The organism is Fibrella aquatilis, from assembly GCF_017353255.1.
In the GTDB taxonomy this organism is placed as follows: Bacteria; Bacteroidota; Bacteroidia; order Cytophagales; family Spirosomataceae; genus Fibrella; species Fibrella aquatilis.
The window spans coordinates 16,619-41,185 of sequence record NZ_JAFMYU010000035.1 but is presented as its reverse complement, the minus strand read 5'-3'; the positions used below and the strand labels follow the sequence as shown (position 1 = coordinate 41,185).

At 54.6% G+C, this 24,567-nt stretch carries 16 protein-coding genes and 1 pseudogene; 8 read left to right on the top strand and 9 right to left on the bottom strand.

Annotated features, from left to right (window positions below; translation table 11 throughout):
* The first annotated feature begins 215 nt into the window (after window positions 1-215).
* The 6 genes from J2I48_RS26905 (at window position 216) to J2I48_RS28730 (ending at window position 7,413) form a co-directional block, all read left to right on the top strand.
* Window positions 216-2,531, top strand: coding sequence for a beta strand repeat-containing protein (locus J2I48_RS26905; protein WP_207338633.1), 2,316 nt, complete (start codon window positions 216-218; stop codon window positions 2,529-2,531).
* Between the two features lie 240 nt (window positions 2,532-2,771).
* The gene (locus J2I48_RS26900) at window positions 2,772-3,278 is read left to right on the top strand and encodes a hypothetical protein (RefSeq protein ID WP_207338632.1); all 507 of its coding nucleotides are present in this window, start codon (window positions 2,772-2,774) and stop codon (window positions 3,276-3,278) included.
* Between the two features lie 8 nt (window positions 3,279-3,286).
* A complete protein-coding gene (locus J2I48_RS26895; protein WP_207338631.1) occupies window positions 3,287-3,895 on the top strand; it encodes a CsgE family curli-type amyloid fiber assembly protein in 609 nt (202 codons plus the stop codon).
* Between the two features lie 30 nt (window positions 3,896-3,925).
* Window positions 3,926-4,357 carry a curli production assembly/transport component CsgF gene (locus J2I48_RS26890; RefSeq protein ID WP_207338630.1) on the top strand — a complete coding sequence of 144 codons (432 nt, stop codon included), beginning with the start codon at window positions 3,926-3,928 and terminating at the stop codon, window positions 4,355-4,357.
* A 19-nt stretch (window positions 4,358-4,376) separates the two neighbouring features.
* The gene (locus J2I48_RS26885; protein WP_207338629.1) at window positions 4,377-5,885 is read left to right on the top strand and encodes a CsgG/HfaB family protein; all 1,509 of its coding nucleotides are present in this window, start codon (window positions 4,377-4,379) and stop codon (window positions 5,883-5,885) included.
* A 19-nt stretch (window positions 5,886-5,904) separates the two neighbouring features.
* The gene (locus tag J2I48_RS28730; protein WP_207338628.1) at window positions 5,905-7,413 is read left to right on the top strand and encodes a carboxypeptidase-like regulatory domain-containing protein; all 1,509 of its coding nucleotides are present in this window, start codon (window positions 5,905-5,907) and stop codon (window positions 7,411-7,413) included.
* A gap of 127 nt (window positions 7,414-7,540) precedes the next feature.
* On the opposite strand, the gene J2I48_RS26875 is transcribed toward J2I48_RS28730, so the two are convergent.
* Both J2I48_RS26875 and J2I48_RS26870 read right to left on the bottom strand, forming a co-directional pair.
* On the bottom strand, window positions 7,541-8,602 hold the full coding sequence (locus tag J2I48_RS26875) for a PA14 domain-containing protein (RefSeq protein ID WP_207338627.1): 1,062 nt from the start codon (window positions 8,600-8,602) through the stop codon (window positions 7,541-7,543).
* Window positions 8,603-8,729: 127 nt separating this feature from the next.
* Window positions 8,730-11,138 carry an ABC transporter permease gene (locus J2I48_RS26870; protein ID WP_207338626.1) on the bottom strand — a complete coding sequence of 803 codons (2,409 nt, stop codon included), beginning with the start codon at window positions 11,136-11,138 and terminating at the stop codon, window positions 8,730-8,732.
* A gap of 46 nt (window positions 11,139-11,184) precedes the next feature.
* Between J2I48_RS26870 and J2I48_RS26865 the strand changes: the two genes are divergently transcribed.
* Window positions 11,185-11,637 carry a hypothetical protein gene (locus tag J2I48_RS26865; RefSeq protein ID WP_207338625.1) on the top strand — a complete coding sequence of 151 codons (453 nt, stop codon included), beginning with the start codon at window positions 11,185-11,187 and terminating at the stop codon, window positions 11,635-11,637.
* 77 nt (window positions 11,638-11,714) lie between these two features.
* Here the strand turns inward: J2I48_RS26865 and J2I48_RS26860 are convergent, their stop codons facing one another.
* The 7 genes from J2I48_RS26860 to J2I48_RS26830 form a co-directional block, all read right to left on the bottom strand.
* Window positions 11,715-14,105 carry an ABC transporter permease gene (locus J2I48_RS26860; RefSeq protein WP_207338624.1) on the bottom strand — a complete coding sequence of 797 codons (2,391 nt, stop codon included), beginning with the start codon at window positions 14,103-14,105 and terminating at the stop codon, window positions 11,715-11,717.
* A 48-nt stretch (window positions 14,106-14,153) separates the two neighbouring features.
* Window positions 14,154-16,577, bottom strand: a complete 2,424-nt coding sequence (locus tag J2I48_RS26855; RefSeq protein ID WP_207338623.1) for an ABC transporter permease — start codon at window positions 16,575-16,577, stop codon at window positions 14,154-14,156.
* A 21-nt stretch (window positions 16,578-16,598) separates the two neighbouring features.
* On the bottom strand, window positions 16,599-16,892 hold the full coding sequence (locus J2I48_RS26850) for a hypothetical protein (protein ID WP_207338622.1): 294 nt from the start codon (window positions 16,890-16,892) through the stop codon (window positions 16,599-16,601).
* A gap of 13 nt (window positions 16,893-16,905) precedes the next feature.
* A complete protein-coding gene (locus J2I48_RS26845) occupies window positions 16,906-19,305 on the bottom strand; it encodes an ABC transporter permease (protein ID WP_207338621.1) in 2,400 nt (799 codons plus the stop codon).
* Between the two features lie 248 nt (window positions 19,306-19,553).
* The gene (locus J2I48_RS26840) at window positions 19,554-20,420 is read right to left on the bottom strand and encodes a hypothetical protein (RefSeq protein WP_207338620.1); all 867 of its coding nucleotides are present in this window, start codon (window positions 20,418-20,420) and stop codon (window positions 19,554-19,556) included.
* Window positions 20,421-20,669: 249 nt separating this feature from the next.
* Entirely contained in the window at window positions 20,670-22,103 is a 1,434-nt protein-coding gene (locus tag J2I48_RS26835; protein WP_207338619.1) for a TlpA family protein disulfide reductase, read from the bottom strand.
* Between the two features lie 170 nt (window positions 22,104-22,273).
* On the bottom strand, window positions 22,274-23,995 hold the full coding sequence (locus tag J2I48_RS26830) for a S41 family peptidase (RefSeq protein ID WP_207338618.1): 1,722 nt from the start codon (window positions 23,993-23,995) through the stop codon (window positions 22,274-22,276).
* A gap of 223 nt (window positions 23,996-24,218) precedes the next feature.
* On the opposite strand from J2I48_RS26830, the pseudogene J2I48_RS26825 reads away from it, so the two are divergent.
* Window positions 24,219-24,566: pseudogene (locus tag J2I48_RS26825) on the top strand (Uma2 family endonuclease); the annotation flags it as partial.
* Between the last annotated feature and the right edge of the window lies 1 nt (window position 24,567).

The following is a 24,567-nucleotide window of genomic DNA, read 5'->3' as shown; positions in this document are numbered from 1 at the left end:
CATTGCTCACGAAAAGACTAATGCCTGATTATCAGCGCAAAGCCGACCTATTTGGGTCGGCTTTGCGCTTTTATAATTGACCAAATCTATAGGTTGTACTTACTCAAACGTACATACCGCTCAATAAACAAATGAAATGAGCCGATTATTCGCTGCTGATATTGTATTCTAATCATTGGCTATCTGTTTAGCCTGCTTTTCTACTAAACTCATTCATGAAAAAAGTTATCCTTACCGGGGCGCTGCTGCTGGCTTTCGTGGCCGCCACCCAGGCCCAGAACACGGCCACCCTCAACCAGAACGGCGCCTACCAGTCAGCCGTCCAGAACCAGACCGGCGCCAACCAGAGCTCAACCATCAACCAGAACCAGGGCAGTGGCACCAACAAAGGCAACTGGGCCGGCACCTTCCAGACCGGCACGCTGCTCAACACGGCCACCGTCAACCAGAAAGACGGCGCCCAGGGCAACCGGGCGGGGGTGACCCAGGGCGGGGGCAGCGGCAACGTGGGCACCATCAACCAGAACGGCGGGGCGCTGGGCCTGAGCGGCATGGCCAGCCCCCCCCCGGCGGCCAACGGCATTGCGCCGGTGGGCGACGGCAACCTGGCGGGCATTGGCCAGAGTGGCAGCACCAACGCGGCGACGATCAACCAGAACAACAGCAGCTTCAAGAACAGCGCGGAGGTCTGGCAGAACGGCAGCACCAACAGCGGCAGCATCAGCCAGAACGACAACTCGGTCAACAACAAGGCCGAGGTCTTCCAGGGTTACACGGGTCGGCTGGCACCGGGTGCCCCCAGCAGCAGCACGGCCACCATCAGCCAGAACGGCGACGGCACGGCCCTGGGCCAGAGCGCTGACAACAAGGCACGGGTGCAGCAGATCGGCAACGGCCACATCGCCACCAGCCAGCAGAACGGGGCGGCGGGCAAGGACAGCTACGGCAACCAGAACACGGTCGATCAGTCGGGCAGTGCCCAGGTCTCGAGCACCCAGCAGAACGCGACGGCCAACGGCGACAGCCACGACAACATGGCCAGCACCACCCAGGCTGATTTTGAGAACACGGCCAGTGTGGAGCAGAACGGTCGAAGCAACAACAACACGGCCACGGTGGACCAGAAGGGTTCGACGGCGGGCATGGGCAACACGGCCCTCATCCGGCAGAACGGGGGCGTGGCTGGCCTGAGCGAGTTCAACAAGGCAACGGCCAAGCAGAACGGGTCGATGAACACGGCGGAGCTCTACCAGAACGAAGGGGCTGGCAGCAGCAACAAGAGCAACGGCAACACGGCCACGACCGAGCAGACGGGCAGCGGGCACGTGGCCAAGGTCTACCAGAACGCGGGGAGTGCGGGCAACGCCTCGGGCAACACGGGGAGCATCACCCAGACGACGGTGGACAACGCGGCGGTGATCACCCAGAGCAACCTGACGATGGCCAACGTGGCGAGCATCACCCAGAAGGGGGCCACCACGCTCAACGGCAACGACGGGCGCATCAACCAAAATGATATTAGCGATCACCAAACGGCCACTATCACCCAGGATGGTACCAATCTGCTCAGCAGGATCGATCAGAACGGTAGCACCACAACAGGTAAGAAAAGTGAGTATAACATAGGCGAGACCAAGCAAACGGGTGCCGGGCACGATGCCAGCATTACCCAAAATGGCGGGCTTTACGACCTTAGCTCTACCAACAAAGCGCTGATTGACCAGAGTGGTACGGCATTGATCCACGTTGCCTCAATTAACCAGAGCGATGCCAGCGCGGGCAACAGCGCTAGCATCAAGCAAGTGGGTAGTGGTCAAAACGCGTCGGTCAACCAGGTAGGTGTTGCCTTCGGTTTCAACCTGGGTAGCACTAACAATGTCGTGACAGTTGATCAATCAGGTACGAGGCAGACCGCGACTATTTTCCAGGCAGATAATGCCGATGGTGGTTTGATAACGGTTACCCAGTCAGGCGCTACGAACCAGGCCACGGTATACCATGCCGTTGATATTACCAAGAGTGAAGTGCTTGTGCAACAGAGTGGTACCAGCGGTATTGTCATTAGCCAACAATATAGCGGAGCTGACCAGGCTTACGCCGAAATCAAGCAGAGCGGCACAACAAACCGGGCCGAGTCGTACCAAGGTAAAGGCACTAAGAATGATGTACGTATTGACCAGATGACTACTGGGACCAACAACCTTGCCTACGTTGTTCAAGGCACGGGCTTCTTGGGTGCGGTGGCCAATGATAACAACAAGGCAACCGTTAAGCAGGATGGCTCAACCAACACAGTTCGGCTGCGCCAATATGGCAATACCAATACCGTTGCTACTACGCAAACCGGCGATGCCAACCTGATTAAAGGCATAACGGGGGTATCACCAGCGGCTAACACGGCCTGGCAGTTTGGCGACAATAATACGCTGACTATAAACCAGACTAGCGCAACGGGTGGCCCAGGTCAGACCGCCAACGTCTATCAGGCTGGCAATGGCAATACCTCTACGATTACCCAGAGCAACAACTAAACAGTCGTTTGCTTTCTCTTCCGCACCCCGGCCAGCCTAGCTGGCCGGGGTGTTTGGTTAAGGGGGCTTGTGCGCTAAAATAACTCCTTACCAATTTCTTTACTAATCGGCAGTTATAGGACAAACCAGGCCTTTTCAGCCTCTATAAGCTCCTACACTTTACCTACCGACCGGTAACTATTTAGATTAGCAAGAAGGGACGCCTTGCCATTTTTGGTCGCAATTTGGTAGCTTTATCTTATGAAAAAATTATCCTTTTCTTTCCTCCTGCTTGGACTAACGCATTGGGCCGTGGCGCAGACCAACGCTCAGTCAGAAGCATTCTGGACTGAAGTGTCGCCCGGCACAATAGTCAACCGGTCTGCTATTGTGGCGGGTAGCCAACCGGCCCCTACGGTGTCTAATGAAGTAATGCTTTCGCAGCAGGGCAATAACAACCAGCTTCGGTACACCAACGCCAGCGGCCAGGCAGGTAATCAGGCTACGTTCATTCAGCAGGGCGACAACAATCGCCTGAGCCTTGATGTAGATGGCACCAACAATACCTATCGGGTAGCGCAACTTGGCAGTGGCAACGAACTGCAACTGAGTGGTGTACGCGGCAGCGGTGCCCAACTCGATCTGCGCCAGAATGGCAACGGCAACAGCCTTATCAGCACGGGTATGCCTTTTGGCGGGTCGTCGGCATCGGCTATCAGGATCGAGCAGTCGGGTGGGGCGCGTGCCATCGTGACCAGCACGTACTGACCGTGGTTATGCACCGCCTTGTCTACGGCCTGCTGCTTTGCCTGCTGGCATTGGCCACCCCCACACTGGCGCAGGACCCCGACGTGCCCGGACTGGGTGAACTAGACGGGATGCTGCGCGAAGAAGGCTTAACCGAACAAAGCGCCGAGAGCCTGCTCCTCGATAATACCCGCTCAAAAACTGGCCGCGACTTCTACGACGCCTTCTACCGCGCCTACCAGGATTTGGCCCCGGCTGGATTGCCCCCGACAGGAGTGGCCCCGAACGGAGGCTCCCCGGCTGGTCAGCCCCAGGTCTCAGGCGCGCTGGCACCAGGAGCCACGGGCGCTACGCCCGGTGATACAGTGCAGGTACAGCTGCAAAAACCACTGGAGTTTGAGCTGAACCTGTTCCTGATTGCCGTGGATGAACTGCCTGCCAACTCAGGCATTGGCAGCATCATTTCTATCACCGTCAACGACGAGTTGCTTTTCCAGCAAATTGTCCAGAACCGGATTGACACCATCGAAGAATTGGCCGTATACGCCGCCCAGGTAGTGCGCGAATACGTTGATAATTATGCCGAAACCCAGCGGCAGCTCGACAGCGACGATCAGCGTGGGTCGGGCGTTTATTGACTTTATACACCCTCTTTTACCAACTTTTCCATGAAAAAACTATTACCCGTCTTGGTTGGCCTGATGAGCCTGCTGGCCTTGTCGGCACGGGGGCAGGCGCTGGTCTATCGGCCCAACAACCCGGCATTTGGCGGCAACACCTTCAACTACCAGTGGATGCTCTCGTCGGCGCAGGCACAGGATAAGACCAAAGACCCCTCCCAAAAAACGGCCAATGGCCTCAATGGTGGCCGTACTACTGCCTCATCGCTCGACGACTTTTCGGCCAGCCTGCAACGCCAGTTGTTAAGCCGGATTACCTCCAATTTGCTCAACAAGCAGTTTGGCGAAACCAGCCTGAAAGAAGGCACCTACCAATTTGGCGATTTTCAGGTCACTATCACCAACGCCACTGACGGCGTGCTGATTCGCATCGTTGATGGCAAGGGCGGCGAAACCACCGTTACCGTACCGTATTACTGAGCCGCTTTATCACCCTCTTATGAAACGTTATTATCACACCACGGCCCGGCTACTTGCGCTGGGTCTGCCCCTGTTACTATCGGGTTGCGCGGCTTATTTTCATCAGCCCACCGGCCCCCGCTCAGCCCGTTTAGGCGAAGAAACCGCCGTAACCACCAACCTGCGTAGCCTGCCCCCCGCCCGCGACAAGATTGTGGCGGCGGTCTATAAATTTCGCGACCAGACCGGCCAATACAAACAGTCGGAAAACGGCACTAGCTTCTCTACGGCCATCTCGCAGGGCACCACCAATATTTTATTGAAGGCCTTAGAGGAAAGCAACTGGTTCACGCCTATTGAGCGCGAAAACGTAGCCAACCTGCTCAACGAACGGAAGATTGTGCGTTCGAGCGTGGCCCAGTATAAAGAAGGCGAAAACCTGCCTCCACTGCTATTTGCGGGCATTATTCTGGAAGGTGGGATTGTCTCCTACGACGCCAACATCGTTACGGGCGGGGCTGGCCTACGCTATTTCGCGTCGGGTGGCTCTACGCAATACCGGCAGGACCGGGTTACGGTCTACCTGCGGGCGGTAGCTACGCGGTCGGGTAAGATCCTGAAAACGATCTACACGTCCAAGACCATCCTGTCGCAGTCAGTAGATGCGAGCGTGTTTCGGTTTGTAACGTTCAAACGCCTGTTGGAGGCCGAAACGGGCTTCACTACCACCGAACCTGGCCAGATGGCTGTGACAGAGGCTATTGAAAAGGCAGTCTATGCGCTGGTGGTAGAAGGCATTCAGGACGGGCTCTGGTCGGTGTCTGAGAAAGCAGCGGCACAGATAAAGCCGCTGCTGGATAGCTACGAACGTGAGAAAACAGAGATGACCCAGACCGACGTCTATGGCACCCGGTTGCAAACCAACGGCGCGTCGCGTTTTGGTATCCAGCCTTACATAGACGGCACCCGGCTCTACAGCGACTATACGCAACGGGCCACGCGGGCTGGCTATGGCCTGAGTCTGGAGGCTTTCCTGACACCCGCCGTGGGTATTCAGGTCAACGCAGCTACGGGTACGCTCACCAGCGGCGACATCAACCGGTCGTTCAGCAGTTTGGGGGGCAACATATTGTTTAGGGCTTTGCCCAACCAGCCGGTATCGCCCCTGTTTACAGTGGGCGGCGGTATGTTGGTGCAGCATTCGGGCCGTACGCAGTACAGCCTGCGGGGGCAGCGCTACGGCGAAGCTACCGGCGGTGCAGGTATTCAGTACAACCCCAACCGCTACCTGGGCATTCGGGCTATGATGGAAGCCCACCTGCCTTTTTCCGATAACCTCGACGGGCTGGTGTCGGGCCTGCATAACGACTATTACCTGCGGGGTACCCTGGGGCTGACGCTCAACCTGGGTCGGTTTGGGCGGATAAAACCGGCGAAGACCACCCCAATATCAACGGCAGCGGCACCACAGGTAGCCCCAGCGCAGCCTACGCTACCACCCGCCACCACCACCCCGGCAGCCCCAAAAGTGGCTCCTAAACAACCTTAATCGCTAGTCAGCTTTACCCATGTATAAAGTCAGTATCATTGCACTCCTGGCCCTGTTGGCCGTTTTATGGGGGTGTACCGAAGAAACCCTCGTTGATCCCCTCACCTACACCAGCGTGCGGGGACAGGTGCTACTCAACGCTACCCGTAAACCCGTGAAAGGTGTATTGGTGCGGATCAGCCCCGGCAGCCGCATTACCGAAACCGACTCGACCGGTAATTTTAAGTTCGACAGCTTGCAGGCGGGCAAATACTCGATCACCGCCACGCTGGCACCCTACCGAACTGAAGTGGTCACGGTTGATGCCAGCACAGGCTCAGTGTCGCAGATTGCCATTTTGCTGGTGACCGACAACAGCCAAAACCGCCCGCCCACGGCCCCCACGGCGGTGAAACCCAGTTCGGGCACCACAGGACTGCCTACGTCACTGACCCTGAAATGGGCCGCCACTGACCCCGGCCGCGACACCCTGCGCTACGACGTGCAGTTGTTCCGCGAAGGCAGCACCGCCGTTACGCAGTCGTTCACCAATATCCTGGCCGATTCGGTGGTGGTGAAAAACCTGGACTATAGCACCACCTACTACTGGCAGGTGACGGCCCGCGATGGGGTTAATACCGTTAACAGCGCCCTCTTCTCGTTCCGCACGGGTGCTTTCCCCGATCTGGCTTATGTATTTGCCCGGCGGGTAAATGGGCAGCTTCAGATTTTTACGGCTGCCAATGGCACCGATACGCCCCTGCAACTCACCACCACAGGCAGCAACTGGCGACCCATTGCCTCGCCCGACCGAAAGCTGATTGCCTACATTTCTAACGTCGACACCGAACTGCAACTCTACGTGATGAATGCCGACGGCAGCAACCAACGGCGGGTGACTACCGTGCCGCTGTCGGGCCTGTCGGCGCTGGATCTATCCTTTAGCTGGTCGCCCGACGGTACGCAGCTGGTGTATCCGGCTGGCGATAAGCTCTATGCCATTCGGGCAGACGGCACGGGCCTACGCACAGTAGCTACCGCGCCCAATGGTCGCCTATTTGCGGGTTGCAACTGGAACGGGCAGGTGGGCAAGATAGTAGCCCGCACCACGGCCGGATTCTACAACAACGAGATCATTCTGATTACGGCCAACAGTGGCGACACCCAGACGGTGTTGAGCCGCACGAACAACCGCGTAGGCAACCCCGTGTTCTCTCTCGACGGCAAGCAACTGGTATTCACCATCGATCAGGGCGACATTCGCAACGAGCAGGGGCGGCAGGCCGATGCCCGTATTTACCGCCTCGACTTGAGCAACAACGCCCTGACGGAAGTGACCACCATCAATAACGGCGGTAATAATAACACGACTAATAAGCCCGCCGGCACCAACGACCTGGATCCCCGCTACGACCCCACCGGCACCCGGCTGATCTTTACCAACACCGACAACACCGGCACTGGTGTGCGCAGCATTGTGGTGCTCGACCTGGACGGCCGCAACCGCACTACGTTACTCACCAACGGCGAAATGCCTTATTGGCGGTAAGGGGAGGAGTTTAAAGTTTAAGGTCTAAAGTCTGGGCGACCCCGTCTAAGGCTGGCTGACGCATGTGTTCTTGCGTCAGCCAACCTTAGACGGGGTCGCCCAGACTTTAGACCTTAAACTTTAAACTTCACTTTTGAAAACGCAGCAGCACGTGGCGTTTCTGTGCCCGGACGGCTTCTGATTCATCGGCTACTGCCGACTGGATGCTGCCACAACCTATGGCGGTGATGCGATGTTCGGCCACGCCTTTTCGGCACAAATACGTCCGCACCACCCTGGCCCGGTATTCCGATAGGGTCAGGTTTAGGCGGGAGTCGCCTACATTGTCGGTATGGCCCTCGGCGGTGAGGTGGAGTGTGGTGTCACGGGTCATGAAGTAAGCCACCTTGTCGAGCACGTCAAACGCCGCGGGCATAAGCTGGTAATCGCTTTGCGCAAAGAAGATCTGCTGGTTTGTCAGCCCATCTGTAGCTACTGCCACAGGTAATGCGGTGGATTCTGCCAGAGACAGGCCAGGCGGTTTTGTTATGGCAGGTTGTAGGCCCGATATGATGGCTTTCGGAGCCACTCCGGGCATTTTCTTGGTAACAATCGGCGCAGGTGGCACTGGTTTTTGCTTCAGCGCGGGTGGCGGCACTGGCTTTGGTGGGGGTGGGCTTGCTGGCTTGGGTAGTGGTCCGTTGTAGAGAAACTGGGCCGACACTTTTTGCTGCGGTGCATTCTCAAACGCCGGATTCTTACCCGATTCGTTCACCAGGTTCCAATTTAGCTGGGCATAGCCACCGTTACCAGCGTTATAATACTCGATTTTAAGGTCATAGAACTGCCCGGCTTTGAGGGCCACTGCCTGCCCGTATACTTTTTGCTTCTGGTAGCGCCATTCGTTCATCGCCAGTTTGCCGTCTACCCACACCCGCATGCCGTCGTCTACTATGGCCGTGAATTTGTAGGGGCCACTCACGGGGGCATAGAGCTTGCCTGTCCAGCGCACGGAAAACGACTTGGGGCTTACGCCGGGTGCGGGCAGGGTGTAGCCATCCCACGAAAAATCAATTTGTTTGTCAGTGCGTACCAGCACTTTCTGGTTAAAGGCAGGGCCGTTATAATATTCGCCCTGCAAGCCATTTCCGCCCTGTGCCTGGCATGGTATACTATAAAGCCAGCTGCTTACTAATAGAACCCAACGCATGCGTCAACTTCATTTGCTCTAGCTGGCTTGATTCAAACAGCCACTGCATTCCATAAATGACGTTTGGGTGTTTACTAAACGGCGTCTTTGGTACTAAACCTATAAGGTCTTTTTCGACCTGATAGGTTTACTCACTTCGTAACGATTTCACTGGGTTGGTGAGCGCGGCGCGGATGCTTTGGGTGGAAACGGTGAGCAGGGCAACTAGCAGCGCCAGCAGGCCAGAAACGGCCACCACCCACCATGGGAAGGCAATATGTGTGGCAAAGCTGTTAAGCCAGGTGTTCATCATGACCCAGGCCAGGGGCACGGATATAAGCACCGCCACGCCTACTAGCCGGACCGTCCGTTGCGACAGTAGCCAGGCCACGCTGGTTACACTAGCCCCTAGCACTTTTCGGATGCCGATTTCTTTGGTGCGCTGACGGATGCCGAACAACGACAGGCCAAACACACCCGCGCAGGCCAGCAACACCGTGATGAGCGCCATGCCCGTCAGGAACGTCTGGGTCATGTCCATGACTCGGTATACGCTGTTGTACTCGTCGCTCAGGTAGATGTAGTTGAATGGCTTGCGGGCGGGGATGGTCCCAAACTGGTGGGCCAAGTCGGTTAGTAGGGTGGCACTGGTGCCGGGTTTCACGCGTATACTTAGCCAGTTGTTGCCGCGCAGCCGGGCTGGGCCGGTAGCCCAAAATAACATTGGCCCAAGGGGTTGGTGCATACCCCGCTGGTAATAGTCCCGGAATACGCCCACTACCCTCACCGTGCTGCCATCGGTGCCGTGCCAGCGCATGACTTTGCCAACAGCCTGATTCACCGTCTTATAGCCCATTGCCCGGGCACCTGCTTCGTTGATGAGTACGCCCGTTCCGTTAAGCAACAAATCGCCCACGGCGGTGTCGGTAGCGGCCAGATTACGCCCGGCTACCAAGGGAATCTGGAAGGTGGTCAGGTACGTATCATCTACGCCCTGAAAATCGAACGACACGTCCCGGTTGGTAGAAAGGTCGGTGTAGGTGTTGGTGCTGCTCCAGAACTTGCGGCCTGGGATATCTTTCGTAGTGCTGACAGTCAGCACGTTGTCGTTTTGACGTAGCCGATTGATCAGGTTATTGACGGCTACTTCGGCAAGGGCGGGGTTACGGTAAGACCGGTTCAACTCAACGGCAATGATGTTATCCTTATTAAACCCAACCTGTTGGTTACGTACAAACCGGTTTTGGCTGATCATAATGCCCGTACAGGTAATCATGACCGTAGCCAGGGCAAACTGAATCACCACCAGCGTTGACCGAAACGGGCTGCGGCGGGTGGTGGTTTTGCCTTGCAGCGACGTCACCACCGGCTGCTGAATCAAGTACCGGCCTGGCAACCAACCTGCTAGTGTACCCAGCAGCAGCACGATGCCCACCAGAAGCAGGGCCAGACTAAAAGGCAACTGCGGCGAGAACCGGCTACTGATGTCGAAAAAGTCAATATAAACCGGGAGCAACGCCTTCAGTAATAACGTACCCAGTATAGCCCCTGCGCCACCCACCAGCGTGGCTTCGAGCACAAATTGCCCCAGAATCTGCCTCGTGGCCGCCCCCAGCGTGGTCCGCAGGGCTACCTCGCCCGCCCGCGCCAGCGATAAAGCCGAGGTTAAGTTCAGAAAATTGATCGCTACGATAAGCAAAATAAACCCTGCAATGCACCCCAGTCCATACAGAATCACCGTGAGCAAGCCGCCCGTTTGGCTGGGAAATATGTCTTTGATGGGCAAGAGGCTGAGCACCCGCTGCTTGCCTTCGCCCGTATAGTGCTGCTTTACTAATGCTGCCGTTGATGCCGCAAACGCCGCCGAACTGGCCGATGCGTCGGACCGTCCCGGACGCAGGCGTACAAAGGTCTGGCAACTGGCGTTGTACCAGTTTTCGGTGGCGGCGCGGTCGGTGGCTACGAGGTCGGCGATGGGTACGATCACCTCGGCCTGAATCACGGTGTTGGGCGGCCGGGCAGCCAGCACCCCCCGAATCACATAGGCCCGCCCATTGTCGAGCACCACGGTTTTGTCCATCGGGTTTTCGTTTGGGAAGAGCCGTTCGGCTACTTTCTCCGAGAGCACCATGGCGTTGGGCGTGGCCAGGGCGGTACGGGGATCGCCCAGTTTGAGCGGGAAATTCAGCACCGAAAAAAGCGATGTGTCGGCGTGGCAAATGGGCAGTTGTTCTTCCTGTTTTTTGTACGAAATCCAGCTGCGCTGCCAGGAAATCAGCCGTACGCCGGTTTCTACTACGGGGGTTTCGCGCAACAGGGCAGGCAGCAACGGCACCACCGTACTTTGCCCCGCTTTCTCTGATGGTTTGTTCTCGCCAACACGGTAAAGGCGGTCGGCGTGGGGGTGCTGCGTGTCGTAGTCTTTGATCTGCGTTACCTGCCAGTAGATGAGCGTCACGGCTGCTAAGCCAATAGCTATACCGCTGATATTCAATAGTGTATAAGTTCTGTTTCGCCAAAGCGAACGCAGGGCAAGGGTCAGGTTAGCGCGGAGCATGGTTAGGTGGATTTAGGTATATTTGGGAAGAAAACAGCTACTACTGATGCGAAATTATCCAGTTCCCGATGGCCCGGTCTGGCACGTACATGACGATGGTGTAAACGCCCCAATGGACCATCAGCGGGTTATTAGCCAGCTCAACGTAGGGCTAGGCAAGCTTTATTATTACGACAAAGCGATTGCCTTGGAACCCCTGCCCGAAACGATGATTGATGAGGGACAAACCTCGCCAACGCCCGATCTCGTTTTGTATGATCCTGTTACAGAGTTGATGCCCATCATTATTGAAGTTTGCCACACGCGGGGCCAAAACAATGATCTTAAAAAAGTAATCCGCCTCATTGAAGACGACGACTACGGAATCCAAGAGGGCTTTGTCTATAACTACCGCACCAACGAGTGGCTTCGTTACCGCAAAGGCGATGGCGGCGTGGCTTCAGCCTCTTCAATATCAGAATTGGTAGGGTTGGATCTAGCGCAGTTTTTAAACCTATAAGGTCCTGTAGACCTGATAGGTTGCATCAGCGTAAACTGCTGTAGTACAACCTATCAGGTCTACAGGACCTTATAGGTTTACTCACTTCGCAAGCTCTTCACCGGGTTCATCAGCGCGGCGCGGATGCTTTGGAAAGACACCGTCAGCGCGGCAACCACAACGGTGGCCAGCAACGCCAGCGCGAAGATGCCGGGGCTAAGGGTGATCTTATATTGAAACGTCTGGAGCCAGCCGCTCATCACCCACCAAGCCACAGGTACGGCCAGCACAAACGCCACGGCAATGAGCCGCGAAAACTCCCGCCCAAACAGCCACAAAATGCTGCCTGTGCTGGCACCCAGTACCTTCCGTACGCCAATTTCTTTGGTCTTCTGCGACACCATAAACAGCACCAGGCCATACAACCCCATGCAGCCAATGAACAGGGCCACGGCGGCAAAGAAGTTCACAAGGCTACCCATGGTTTGCTCCTCCTGGTAGCTCGCTTCAATCTGATCATCCACAAAGTGGCTCTCGAAATAGCTGTCGGGATAGGCCTTGTTATAAATAGCCCCCAACTGCCCGATCACCTGCTGAAAATTGCCTGTTTGCACCTGTAGGTTGGCGTTGTAATATCGGTTGGCCTGCGTACTTACAAACAGAGGGTTGATAGCACTTTTTAATTGCTGCTGATTGTAATTTTTCAGCACACCCACAATTTCCATGTTGTGCCCGTTATTATGAATGATCTTGCCCAGCACCTCGGCGGGGGTTTTGGCACCCACTTTGTGCATAAATACCTCGTTGACAAGGGCTTCGCGGGCGGTGTCAGACGGTTGCAGGTTGCGGCCCGCCAGTAGTTTGAGGTCGTACAGACCCAGGTAGTCAGCGTCGCAGTACATCTGTTGCAGCTGCCATTTTTCCTCTTCCGGGCGCGTGTCGTAACGAAACGTGGTGTGGCTCACATTACCCGACTGTGGTGGCCCACTCATGGAGTAGCTGAATTTTTGTACGCTGGGTAGTGCCTGCACCTGCTGCTTAAAGGTTTGCAGCTTGGTTGGGTCATTGGGTACTTCAACCGTCATGATCGCGTTTTGGCGGAAACCGAGATCTTTGTTGCGGATGTAGCTGAGTTGACTGCTTACCACCACCAGCCCAATCACCAGCACCTGCGAGATGGCAAACTGCGTCACCACCAGCCCGCGCCGTACGCTAAAACCGCCACCCACCTGCCGCGACGTGAGCCGCCCCGCCAGGGCTACTACCGGCCTGAACCCCGCCAGCACCAGGGCCGGATACAACCCCGACAACCCCACCACTACAACCAGCAATAGCCCCAGCCAAACCAGCACCGACGGCTCGAAATAGAAGGTAAACTTAAAGGCACCATGTAGGTGCACCTGCGCCAGTTGCAGCCCATAGCTGAAGATGAGCAGGCCCAGCCCCGTTGCCAGGAGGACAATCAGGGCGGTTTCGCCCATAAACTGACTAAATAGCTGCCCCTGTGTGCTGCCCAGCACTTTCCTGACGCCCACCTCGCGTGAGCGATTCAGCGCCTGCGCCGTGGCCAGGTTCACGAAGTTGATGCAGGCCGTACCAATCAGTAACAAGCCGATAGCCAGCAATGACGCCAGCAGCCCCCGACTCACCCCGCCGTAGTCGGTGGCGAAGTGAATATCGGCCAGTTTTTGGGCGGGGAAAAAGACTACGTTAATGGCTTCTTTGGTCTTGTGCTTCTTCACGAAAACGGGCATCTGCTGCGCCCAGTTGGCGGCGGTAAACCGCTCATTAAACAACACAAAACAGAGCGTACTGCTGTTGGTATTGCCGAAGTCGGTGGGCAGTTTTGTGCCGGCAGCCCCCTCTTCCGACGCCCAGGAGGGCATAATGGTGTAGCCGAAATCGGTGTTGTCGCGGTAGTTGGCGAAGACCCCCACCACCCGAACGGGATAACGCGCTAACAGTTTCAGGGTTTTGCCCACAGCATTCTCGGTGCCGAAATACTGCCTGGCCAGGTTAGCCTCCAGCACCACCGTACCCGGCTGGTCTAATTCTGCCGGACCACCCGACAGCCAGGTGTAGTCGAAGAGTTTGAAAAAGCCTGGTTCCACGAAGGCCCCTTTCGCGTGCTTTTCCTTGAATTTTGTTTCCGTACCCCCAATGCCCGGCACGGCCACCATCGGCTCTTCCCACTCGTCGAGCATGACTACCTGCGCAATGTCGGGGTAGTCGGTGCGGAGGGTTTTACCGAAGACAAAGGGTACGCCGGGCGTGTAAAAATCGCCGTCGGGCAATTTAAATTTGGTGGTGATCCGGTAAATCTGGTCGGCGCGGGCGTGGTGCCGGTCGGTTTGGTAATGGTAACGCACCAGGGCAAAAATCAGCAGTGCACAGCCCAAGCCCAGGCCTAAACCCGTGATGTTGATGAGCGCATAGGCTCCGTTCTTGCGGAGGTTACGCAGGGCGATGGTAATGTAGTTTCGGAGCATAGCTGATAGTAGGTGAGAAAGCAGGTTTATCTAGCAATTGACGACGGCTTATTCACTTCGTAAACTGGTTACCGGGTTCATCAACGCGGCCCGAATACTTTGAAAGCCAACGGTTAATGTGGCCACCAGGACTGTGATAAGCAGCGATGAGCCGAAGATGGCCGGGCCAATAAGAATTCGGTACTCAAATGACGACAACCAACCACGCATGACATACCAGGCCACGGGTGCCGCCACCGCAAACGCAATGACAATAAGCCGGACAAACTCGCGGTTGAGTAGCCACAGAATGCTGCCCACACTAGCCCCCAGCACTTTGCGCACGCCAATTTCTTTGGTTCGCTGGGTCACCATAAAGAGCACCAGCCCGTAGAGACCCATGCAGCCAATAAACAGGGCCACGGCGGCGAAAAAATTCACCAGCCGCCCCATCGTCTGCTCTTCCTGATACCGCGCTTGAATCTGATCATCGACGAACTGATGAGCAAAATAATTGTCGGGATACACCTGGTTATAGGCAGCTTCCAGCTGCTTGATCACACGCTGGTAGGCAGCGGTTCTCAATTGTAGGTTAGCCCTGAAATAGTTATTGGCCTGCGTTGTCATAAACAGCGGCTCAATAGCATTTTTGAGGTCGGTTTGGTTGAAATCTTTGACAACGCCCACGATCTCAAGGTGGCGGGTACGAGTTACGTTGTGCAGCATCTTACCTAGCACCTGAGTGGGATCATTAATACCCAGTTTTCGGACAAAGGTTTCATTGACAAGAACTTCGCGGGCGGTGTCTGACGGGGCAAGGTTACGCCCGGCCACAAGCGTCAGGCCGAACAGGTCTACGTAATTGGCGTCAATCGACTTTCGCTGGGAGCTAAACCGCGCCTCATCGGGACGATTGTCGTAGTTAATTTGTCCTGAATTGATCCAGTCTGCCTGCGGTGCGCCGCTCATCGAATAGCTGAACTTTGCCACGTCGGGCAGGGCCATGGCCAGATTGCGAAACGTGCTCATTTTGGCCACATCCTGGCTGGGTACGTTAGGCAAACCGATGGTCATGATTGCCTCTTTCCGAAACCCAAGATCTTTCGACTGGATGTAGTGCAACTGATTAGTCACCACAACCAGCCCGATAATGAGCATCTGTGAGATCGCAAACTGCGCTACCACCAACCCGCGCCGCACGGTGAAACCACCAGGTGGCGTTCCGTTCGCTCGCTGCGTCATGATTTTGCCCGCCAGGGCCACCACAGGCCGAAAACCCGCCAACACAAGGGCCGGGTACAGCCCCGCCAGCAGAATGACGCCCACTACCAGCAGTGTAAGCCAGGCCACTACCGAGGGCGTATAGTCAAACGTGAACCTGAAGACACCGTGCAGGTACGTTTGCACCAACGATAGCCCGTAGCTGAATACGCCGATTGCTACCAGCAAAGCCAAGGCTACAATCAGAGTTGTTTCGCCCATAAACTGACCCAGCAGTTGCCCTCGTGTGCTGCCCAGCACCTTGCGCACGCCCACCTCGCGTGCGCGATTCAGCGCCTGCGCCGTGGCTAGATTCACAAAGTTGATGCAGGCCGTGATGACCAAAAACAGGCCGATAATAAACAGCGACAGGATCAGGTTTTTGTCCACCCCGTCATAAGCGGTTGCAAAGTGAATATCGCCCAACGACTGGATGAGGTAGACCACTTTTTTGGCTCGTTCGGTGTTGTGTTTGCGCAAAAAAGCCGCCGCATCGTGGTTCCAGTTAGCCACGCTATAGCGGCTGTTGAGCAGGGCAAAACATAAGGTGCTGCTATTAATATTACCGAAATCCTCGTCCAGCGGGTCACCTCCTCGTACGGCCTTCATCGAAGCCCACGAGCCAATGAATTCGTAAGCGAAATCGGTGTTATCGGCATAGTCGGTGAAGATGCCAACCACCCGCGCCGGAATGCGTCCGTTTAGGGTAACCGTCCGGCCTATTGCGTTGGTAGTGCGGAAATACTTAGTTGCCAGCTTCGCGCTGAGTACCACCGTGTTTGGCCCGGCCAGGTTAGTGGGTCCACCGGCTAGCCAGGTATAGTCGAAAATCTGGAAGTAGGATGGCTCGGCGTAGGCTCCTTTGGCATTGTCCTCCTTGAATTTCCGGTCTATCTCCCCTTTGGTTCCCGGCACCATCACCGTTGGTTCTTCCTGCTCCTCCAGCATCGCCACGTGCTCAATTTCCGGGTGGTCTGTGCGCAGGGCGTTGCCAAACGGATAAGGCACACCGGTAGAATAAAAGTCGCCATCGGGTGAGTGAGAGGCCGACGTAAACCGGTAGATGCGGTCGAATTTGCTGTGGTGTTTGTCGGTGCGGTAATGGTAGCGCACCAGGGCAAACAGCAACAACGCACAGCCCAAACCCAGGCCAAGCCCCGCGATGTTGATGAAGGCGTAGGCCCCATTCTTGCGGAGGTTGCGCAGGGCAATGGTGATGTAGTTTTTAATCATAACGCGAGGTATATCAGTGGATTAAGCTAGCTGCCGAAGTTGCCGTTGAATGGCGAGGTCTTCTTTGCGCACGAAGGTGATGGGCACAAAATCGTCGGTGGGTTCGCCGATGTAATACAGCGACCAGTCCTGGTCATAGCCCGATAGCATCTCGCGGATGCACGCCACCCGGTCGAAAGTCGGAACGCGGCAGTCGGACCAGTAGAATAGCTCGACGCGGTAGTGCAGGGCCTGCTTTTGCCCGTTGATACTTACCTCGATTTCGATCTCCTGCTTGCCAGGAATATTGGGGATAGGAATAGCGATATAGGACATAGTCGTTTAGGTTTTACTCCGTTCTCAAACTCTTCACCGGGTCGGCCAGGGCGGCTTTGACGCTCTGGAAGCTCACCGTGAGCAGGGCAACGCCCACCGCCAGCGCACCGGCCCCGGCAAAAATGCCCCAGCCGAGGTCAGTTTTGTAGGCAAAATCCTGCAACCAGCGGCTCATGCCCCACCACGCCAGCGGGCTGGCAATGACAATAGCGATGATCACTAGTTTCAGAAAATCGCTGCTGAGCAGGGCCACAATACTGCCCACCGACGCCCCTAGCACCTTCCGTACACCAATTTCCTTCGTGCGGATTTCGGCGGTAAATGCAGCCAGGCCAAACAGACCAAGGCAGGAAATTAAAATGGCCAGCACCGAGAAATACAGGATAATACGTCCCGTGCGCTGCTCAGACCGGTATTGCGCGTCCAGATCCTGGTCCACAAAACCATAGGCGAAAAGGTTGGCCGGGTCGGCTTTTTTGTAGAGGTTAGTTAGGGCGGCAATGGTGCGCGGCACGTTGTCGGGCCGGGTTTTCACCAGCAGGTTGAAATAGGGGTTGGTGGGCTGAAACCGGAAAATAAACGGCTCGATAGCCACCCGTAGCGGCCGGAAATGGAAGTCACGCAGTACCCCCACAATCTTGCCCGTCACGCCCCAAAATTTCACCCGTTTACCCAGTGCCGACTCGGCTGTGTAGCCCATCCGCTTAGCCGCTGTTTCGTTGATCAAATACGATCCCATCACCCGCGACGTATCAGCGGGGATTCGCGCCGAAAAATTCCGCCCTGAGGCTAGCGACATGCCTGTGGTGGTCATAAACTGATCATCTACATTCATGTTCGTGATCAGGAACTCGTCTTTGGGTGCCTGCCCTTCCCACTCCACAGTGCCCCCGTTGGCCACATCAACCAGGTTGCCCGTAGCCAGCGATGCCTGTGCCACGCTTGGTAACTGACGAACTTGCTGTTGGAAGGGCCACGCCTTGAATTTCAGATCGCCTTTGAGCCGGACGTACAATAACTGCGACTTGTCGAAACCGAGCCGGGCGTTTTGAATAAATGATAATTGCCTGTAAATGACCAGTGTGCCAATAATCAGGACTGTTGCCAGCACAAATTGCCCCACCACCAACCCCTGCCTGAACCCGCGCCCCGACTGTCCCACCACGGCCCCTTTCAGCACCCGCACTGGCTTAAACGACGACAGCACAAACGCCGGATACAACCCTGCCAACAGGCTGACCAGCACCAGAATACCAATCAATACACCCCAAAAAATGGGTAGTTGATACGGAATCACCAACGTCTTGGCAGCCACGTCGTTGAAGAGGGGTAACAACACCTCGGCCAGCACCGGCGACAGCCCCAGGGCCACAGCCGTGACCAGTCCGGCTTCGCCCAGAAACTGCCCTACCAATGCCCCACGCTGCGCCCCAACCACTTTGCGCACGCCTACTTCTTTGGCGCGTTGCGAGGCCCGCGCCGTAGCCAGGTTGATGAAGTTAACAATGGCAATGAGCAGCACAATTAGCCCCACGGCCACAAACAGACGCACGTAGCCAATGCTACTGCGCTTGCCCCAGTCGGTCTCGAATGAAAAGGTAGAGCGCAGGTAAATGTCGGCCAGGGGCTGCAGGAAAAGCTGCTTGTCGTTGCCCTTGTCGTAGCGGCTCAGCGCGTCTTTTATCTTGTCGGCAAAGGCCGTCGGGTTAGTGGCCGCGCCTGTGGCATTGGCCCGTAGCTGCACGTAAGTGTGGTAGCTGTTACCATTCCATTTTTTGCTCCATTCGTCATTTTTCTCCAGCCACTTGTAGGGCAATAGCACATCGAACTGAATGCTGGACTGGCTGGGTGGGTTTTGGGCAATGCCCGTCAGTGTGAGGTTATCCTTACCGTTGAAGGTGATGACGCGCCCCAGCAGAGCCATCTTTGCCCAATCTTTGCCGAAAAACCGCTCGGCCATGGCTTCGCTGAAAATGACTTCATCGGGATTTTTAAAGACCGTTTTGGCATTGCCCAGCCGCATCGGGAAGCTGAACAGGCTGAAGAAGGAGGAATCAACAATCAGCATCTGCTCGGCCTCCAGCGACTGTTTGCCCTGGGTTAACAACCCCGCCCAGCGCCCTACGCGGGTGGTCTGCACCACGTCGGGGAAATCCTTCGCCAGCGCGGGTGCCAGCGGACCAGGGGTCACGGCTACGTCGAAAAGGCCGTCGGCCTGCTTTTGTTTTTCCCAAACGCGGTATATGTTGGGGTAATTGGCATGAAACCGGTCGTAGCGCCATTCGTCGGCCACGTAGAGGGCGATGAGTAGGCAGCAGGCCATGCCCAACGCCAACCCACCCATGTTGAGCAGGCTATACAGCGGCGAACGACGCAGGTTCCGCAGGGCGATTTTGACGTAGTTGTGGAGCATGGGGCTACTAAGAAACAAGAGGTGAGAAACAAGAGGCAAGAAGTGAGAAGCAAGAAACAAGATGCCGCTAGAAGAATCTTGTCTCTTGCTTCTCACTTCTTGCCTCTTGCTTTTTCCAACAAGTCTCAACACCCGTGCCAGCGCCAGAAAGGCCGTTTCCTGCTAAGAAACGGCCTTTTTAATGTAGTAGCTTGTCCGAAAATGGACAAGATCTCGTCCGAAATGGTACGGCTTCACTAGCCTGAGAATCAGAACCGAACTACAATGCTTGGCCCGGCAGTGCCAAAGCTGGAATAGGGTAAGAGTTGCCAGGATATGGGCTGCTTTAGCGCCCGGTTGTAATACTGCACCGCCCGCAAAAATGTGCCCGACCGGTCGCCCCGCGATGAATAGAAGACAATGGTCCCGATTAGCGTAGACACCAAACCGGCAATCATCAGCCCCTTACCGTCTGATACCGTAACGGGCGTGGAAGTCGGGCGGGCGGGGGTGGTTGTAACGGGTATCTGCACTGACAGGGGCGGGTAGTTGCCCGTATAAGTAATGGATGGGTCTGTGGCACACGTCCAGAAGTAGACACCCTGACTGTTTGTGCTACCGCCCCAGCGATCACAATTTTTGGTGACGTAGGTAGTGGTAGGTAGGCTGTAGTAGGCAGCGTTCTGTTTAGCCACCAGGTTGCGGTATTCTCTGTTTTGAGCCAGGCCCACGCCCATCATGATCAGGCCGGGTACCATTAGCACGGTGCCCATTGTCACGGCGGTTGCCTGGTTGGCCTTTATAGTGCTGTATTCCTGTCGAAGCCGCGCCACGTCGGGGTCATTTACCGCCAATAGGGTAGGCCAAAGCGTCGTTTCGGGGTCTACCACGTCGATGCCGTCGTAGGTGTAGATGCGGTGAATGCCCGTATGGGTGCTGTAGGACGTGCGCCGGTGGCCCCCGTACGTGTTGGTGCTGGAAGTAGTATACTGGTACGGAATCTCCCGGAACTCAATTGGCTTCAGCGTATCAGCCGGTGGCCGGGGCGGGATCACCGAGCGTTGTGGCGCCAGACTATCAGGCTGGGCAAAGCTCAGGCCGGGTACCAGCAATAAGATATGTACAAACGTTTTCATAACTACCTCTTTTTGCCTGAAAGGTAGCATTGACGATTACTCTGGCCGTTAAAAATGGATTACTTGTTGGTTAAACCAGTATGAAAAAACGCGGTTAGTTAGTGCTGAATTGGCTTCAACCGTTTTCCTGCGAAATAACTTCCTCCAGCCCTATTTCACTGTCTTTAAATGATTGAGGGCGACTTCCAGCACCGCATCGCGGCCCGCTTGGATGTCGGCTACGGTGGGGTGTACCAGCACGGTTATTGTTCAGTCTTTCAAGAGTGCTTCTATTGCTAGTTTAGCATTTCTACTTGGCTTTTCACAATTATTTCTGACAACCTTACCAGCTCGATCAATCAAAACGTAATGCGGATAGGCTTTTATATTGTATTTACTGATTAGCGTTTTAGCCCACGAATCATTAGCATACAAATTAACAGTCTGTAAATTATACAATTTACTAACCTTTGCCCAGTCTGAACGTGAACTATTGACACAAATGCTAATTATTTTTACAGGTTTACCATCAAAATAATTAACCAGATCATTCTCTAACGGCATTTCTTGACGACAAGGTGCACATCCTGTAAACCAAAAACTAAGGTAAATAATTTGACCTCGAAAGTCGTTTAAGTAAGCCAAAGAGTCTAGTTTATTTTCTAATGCAAAATTTGGAGCTAATTGACCAGGTTTAAGTGTATAAGCATCCTTGTAGAAAGAATCGAGATCGATTAACCACTTCTTATTCACAAACTTTGAAAGAGAGCTTTTCAATAACTTTTCGCCGTGAGTAGGCATACTTGCCATTAATTCGTCTATTAGACGCGCCATAAATACTTCCCAAGCTAATCCAGACAGCTTATTAGCTGCTAGTGTTGGAAACAAATCTACAGGGTTACTAACTGCTTTTTGTCTAAAATAGAGTCTGTAAAAGTAATCTCGTAAAAAGCGTTGATATTCCTCAATATGAGCTGCTTGGCTATTGTTTAAAAGGTCAGGGGTAATAAAATCATAATAGTTAGTTGGTTCAGAATTAGGTTTGTCCATTTTAATAAACTCCCTATAATTTACCGTATTTACTTTTAATGCAGCATCGGTATAGCGTATTAGTCGCTCTTCTTCTCTGAGGAACCATACAGGTAGTTTATGCTCTTTAACATAGCCGTAAAAATAGTTATACTCCACTTTTAGCAATGAATCTTTTTGTTGCTTATACTTTGTTATTGACGGTGCATTATTGGCGATTAATGCATTCATAAAAGACGGGATGCCATTGAGAGCTTTTGCCTGATCAAAATAATATTGATTAATAGAAGCATATTTGCCAATAAATTTATATGAAATCAATGGATTGCTTTTACTCAGGTCTATCTGTATAGTTAATGTGTCATTAGGTATAAGGTAAATTAAGCCGCCCTGTCCATCAATTAAAAACAGACCACGTTGTGGAGAAGAAACATTATAAGTGATTATTTTAGATCCGCTTCCCACTTGAAGAGAATCATCCAGTCTAAGGTAATCGTTATAAGGAAAAACGCAAGCTGTTGCCGCAAATAGTTTTCTTGGCTGGTTGTTATACTTATAGTCAATTCTAAGTGCCGCCTTACTATGTGGTTTTATGAGAAAATCAGGCCTTTCTTGAGCAACTACTGAAACAATTTGAAGCCAGCAAATCAGAAAAATTAACCACTTACTAGCCATAGTAGATTCGGTTTACAGTTGCCAACTCACAACAAGATTATGAACACATTGTTTGCTATCACTACTGATCCAAAGCTTTCTTGTCAAAACGCTGTTGAACCGCTTTGACAAGAAAGCTTTGATTATGGCAGAATCATGGATCTAAACGCCAGTATATTCTTCCTATAACTCTATTTCGCTGTTTTTAAATGATTGAGGGCGACTTCCAGCACCGCATCGCGGCCAGCTTGAACGTTGGCAATGGTGGGGTGTACCAACACGACGGGCTGAATGCCTTTGCCTACCCATTCAGTGCCGTCGGGGTAGGTGTCGCGTTTGGTGCAGACGCGGGCCATGATGCCCCCTGGTAGCGCGAACGAGAGGGGTTGGCCGGTGCTGCCGCCGGTTGGTTCGCCAATGAGCGCACCCCGCTTCATCAGGTCGAACGCCAGGGCAAAATCTTCCGCCGCCGAAAACGTCATGCCGTTGATCAGCACCACCACAGGCTTGGTATACAGCCGCTCACCGTTAGCCCGCCAGGTAGGCTCCGGCGCACTGACCGTCTCGAATTTCACGCCCTCACCCCACGCCCGCCGCACGGGACTGTATAGCTGTGACGACGACTTCCCGATGCGGAAGGGCTTGTCGGTCAGGTAGCCCAGTATGTTCCAGCCTTCGCCACTGCTGCCGCCGCCGTTGAGCCGCACGTCGAGAATGAGGGCGCTGCTGGTGCTGATGGAATCGAAAGCCGCTTTGAACTTGGTGAACGCCTCCGGGTTCTCGAAGGTGTTAAGCTGCACGTAGGCGATGTTGCCGGGTAGCGTACGGTGCACAAACGCCGGTATGGGCGTTAGCCTGCCGTAGCCGGTGCGGGGCAGTGTCCGGCTAAATAGCTTGCCTGTTTTATCGCGAAACTGAATGGTCACGGGGCGATCTTTTGGTCCCCGCAACAGGTTGTAGGCATACGTCTGCACGTCCACGTTTTGGGTGGTCGAACCGCTTTGGTAGGGCCGGACGTAGCGGTTGGCGTAGTCTACCACCGGCACACCATCTACCTGCGTGATTTCCAGGCCGGGCACCAGGCCTGTGCGTTGCAGGCTGTCGTGCCGCACCAACTGCACCAGCACCCGCCCGTCAACCAGTTGCGCCGTGATGGGTGGCCGGGCGCTCACCGAATCGGCCAATGCCGGACTTGCCGCCCACACGTCGGTGTGGCCGTCGTGGAGTTGGGCGTAAAACTGCTTCAGCACACGATAATAAGCCACGGTGCTGTTGGTAGCCTGCACTTTAGGGATGTACTCAAGATAGAGTTTATCCCAGTCCAGGGCGGGCAGGTGGTCGAAATAAACAAAGTTGTATTTGGCCTCCGACCATAGCTTCGAAAGGCCTGCTACCTTTTCGGCGTCGGTCAGGTTGGGTTTGTAGGTTGTGGCCAGGGCCTTCGAGTTGAACACCCGGTGCAGCACTGAGCCGCCCAGTTTTTGGTAGGCAGGCAGTGCCTGAAACCGGGCAAAGGCCGGGTTGTCGTCGATGTCGTCGAAGATCCAGGCGCGGCCCTTATTTTCCTCCATCGACTCGGTAAGCGACGCCAGCGCGTCCTCATCCCGACCAGCTTTAAGTTGAACCAGCGTGCGGTCGCGCAGGATGTCATATTTGCGGGCTTTCAGATAGATATCGGTGCTGGCCAATGCCTGCACGTCGGGCCGGTTGTAATAGACAAGCGCCTCATTCAGAATCTGTTCGGCTTTGTTCAGACTGTCGGGCGGTACCATGGCAGCGTCACCAACGACTCTCGAGGCACGGCCCCGTTCGCCTTGCAAGTACTTGTAGGCTTCATTGGCAGTCAGGGCCGTTTGCGCGTAAAGCGCATAGGAACTCAGGGTAAGTGCGGCGGCTAAAAAGAGGCGTTTCATGGGTTGAAAATTGGGTTGGAAATAGTTAACGTGTTAGGAAACAGGAGGTCAACTTTTACTTTTCAGTATATTTGACAAAACACGACTAGTTATGGAAGCGATAATCGAACAACTATCAGACTACGAAACAGAGCGAGGTAAACCTATGCCCACGTTGAATCACGCCTATGTCTAAAAAAATCTACTTGTCAGTTTAGATTATCGCTATCGCAAGGACTTCACGGTCTTGTCGGAATTGAACGTGACGATGCCGGAACGGCCTGACACAGTACCTGACATTGCGATTTATCCTAAGCTCCAAATCGACTTTTTCCACGACGTTACATCAATGACTGAGATGCCGCTAACGGTTATTGAGATCGTTTCTCCGTCCCAGTCAGATGCTGAGATCATTGCAAAGTTTGAGCGGTACTTCAATGCAGGCGTTAAGTCGTGTTGGTTGGTGCTTCCTAGTTTTCAAGCTATTTCAGTTTATTCAGCTTTTGGCAAGTATCGTTTCTTCTCAGAAAACGATACGGTGGTTGACCCCGTCACCACTATCGAATGCCCGCTCGGCGACGTATTCAATTGAG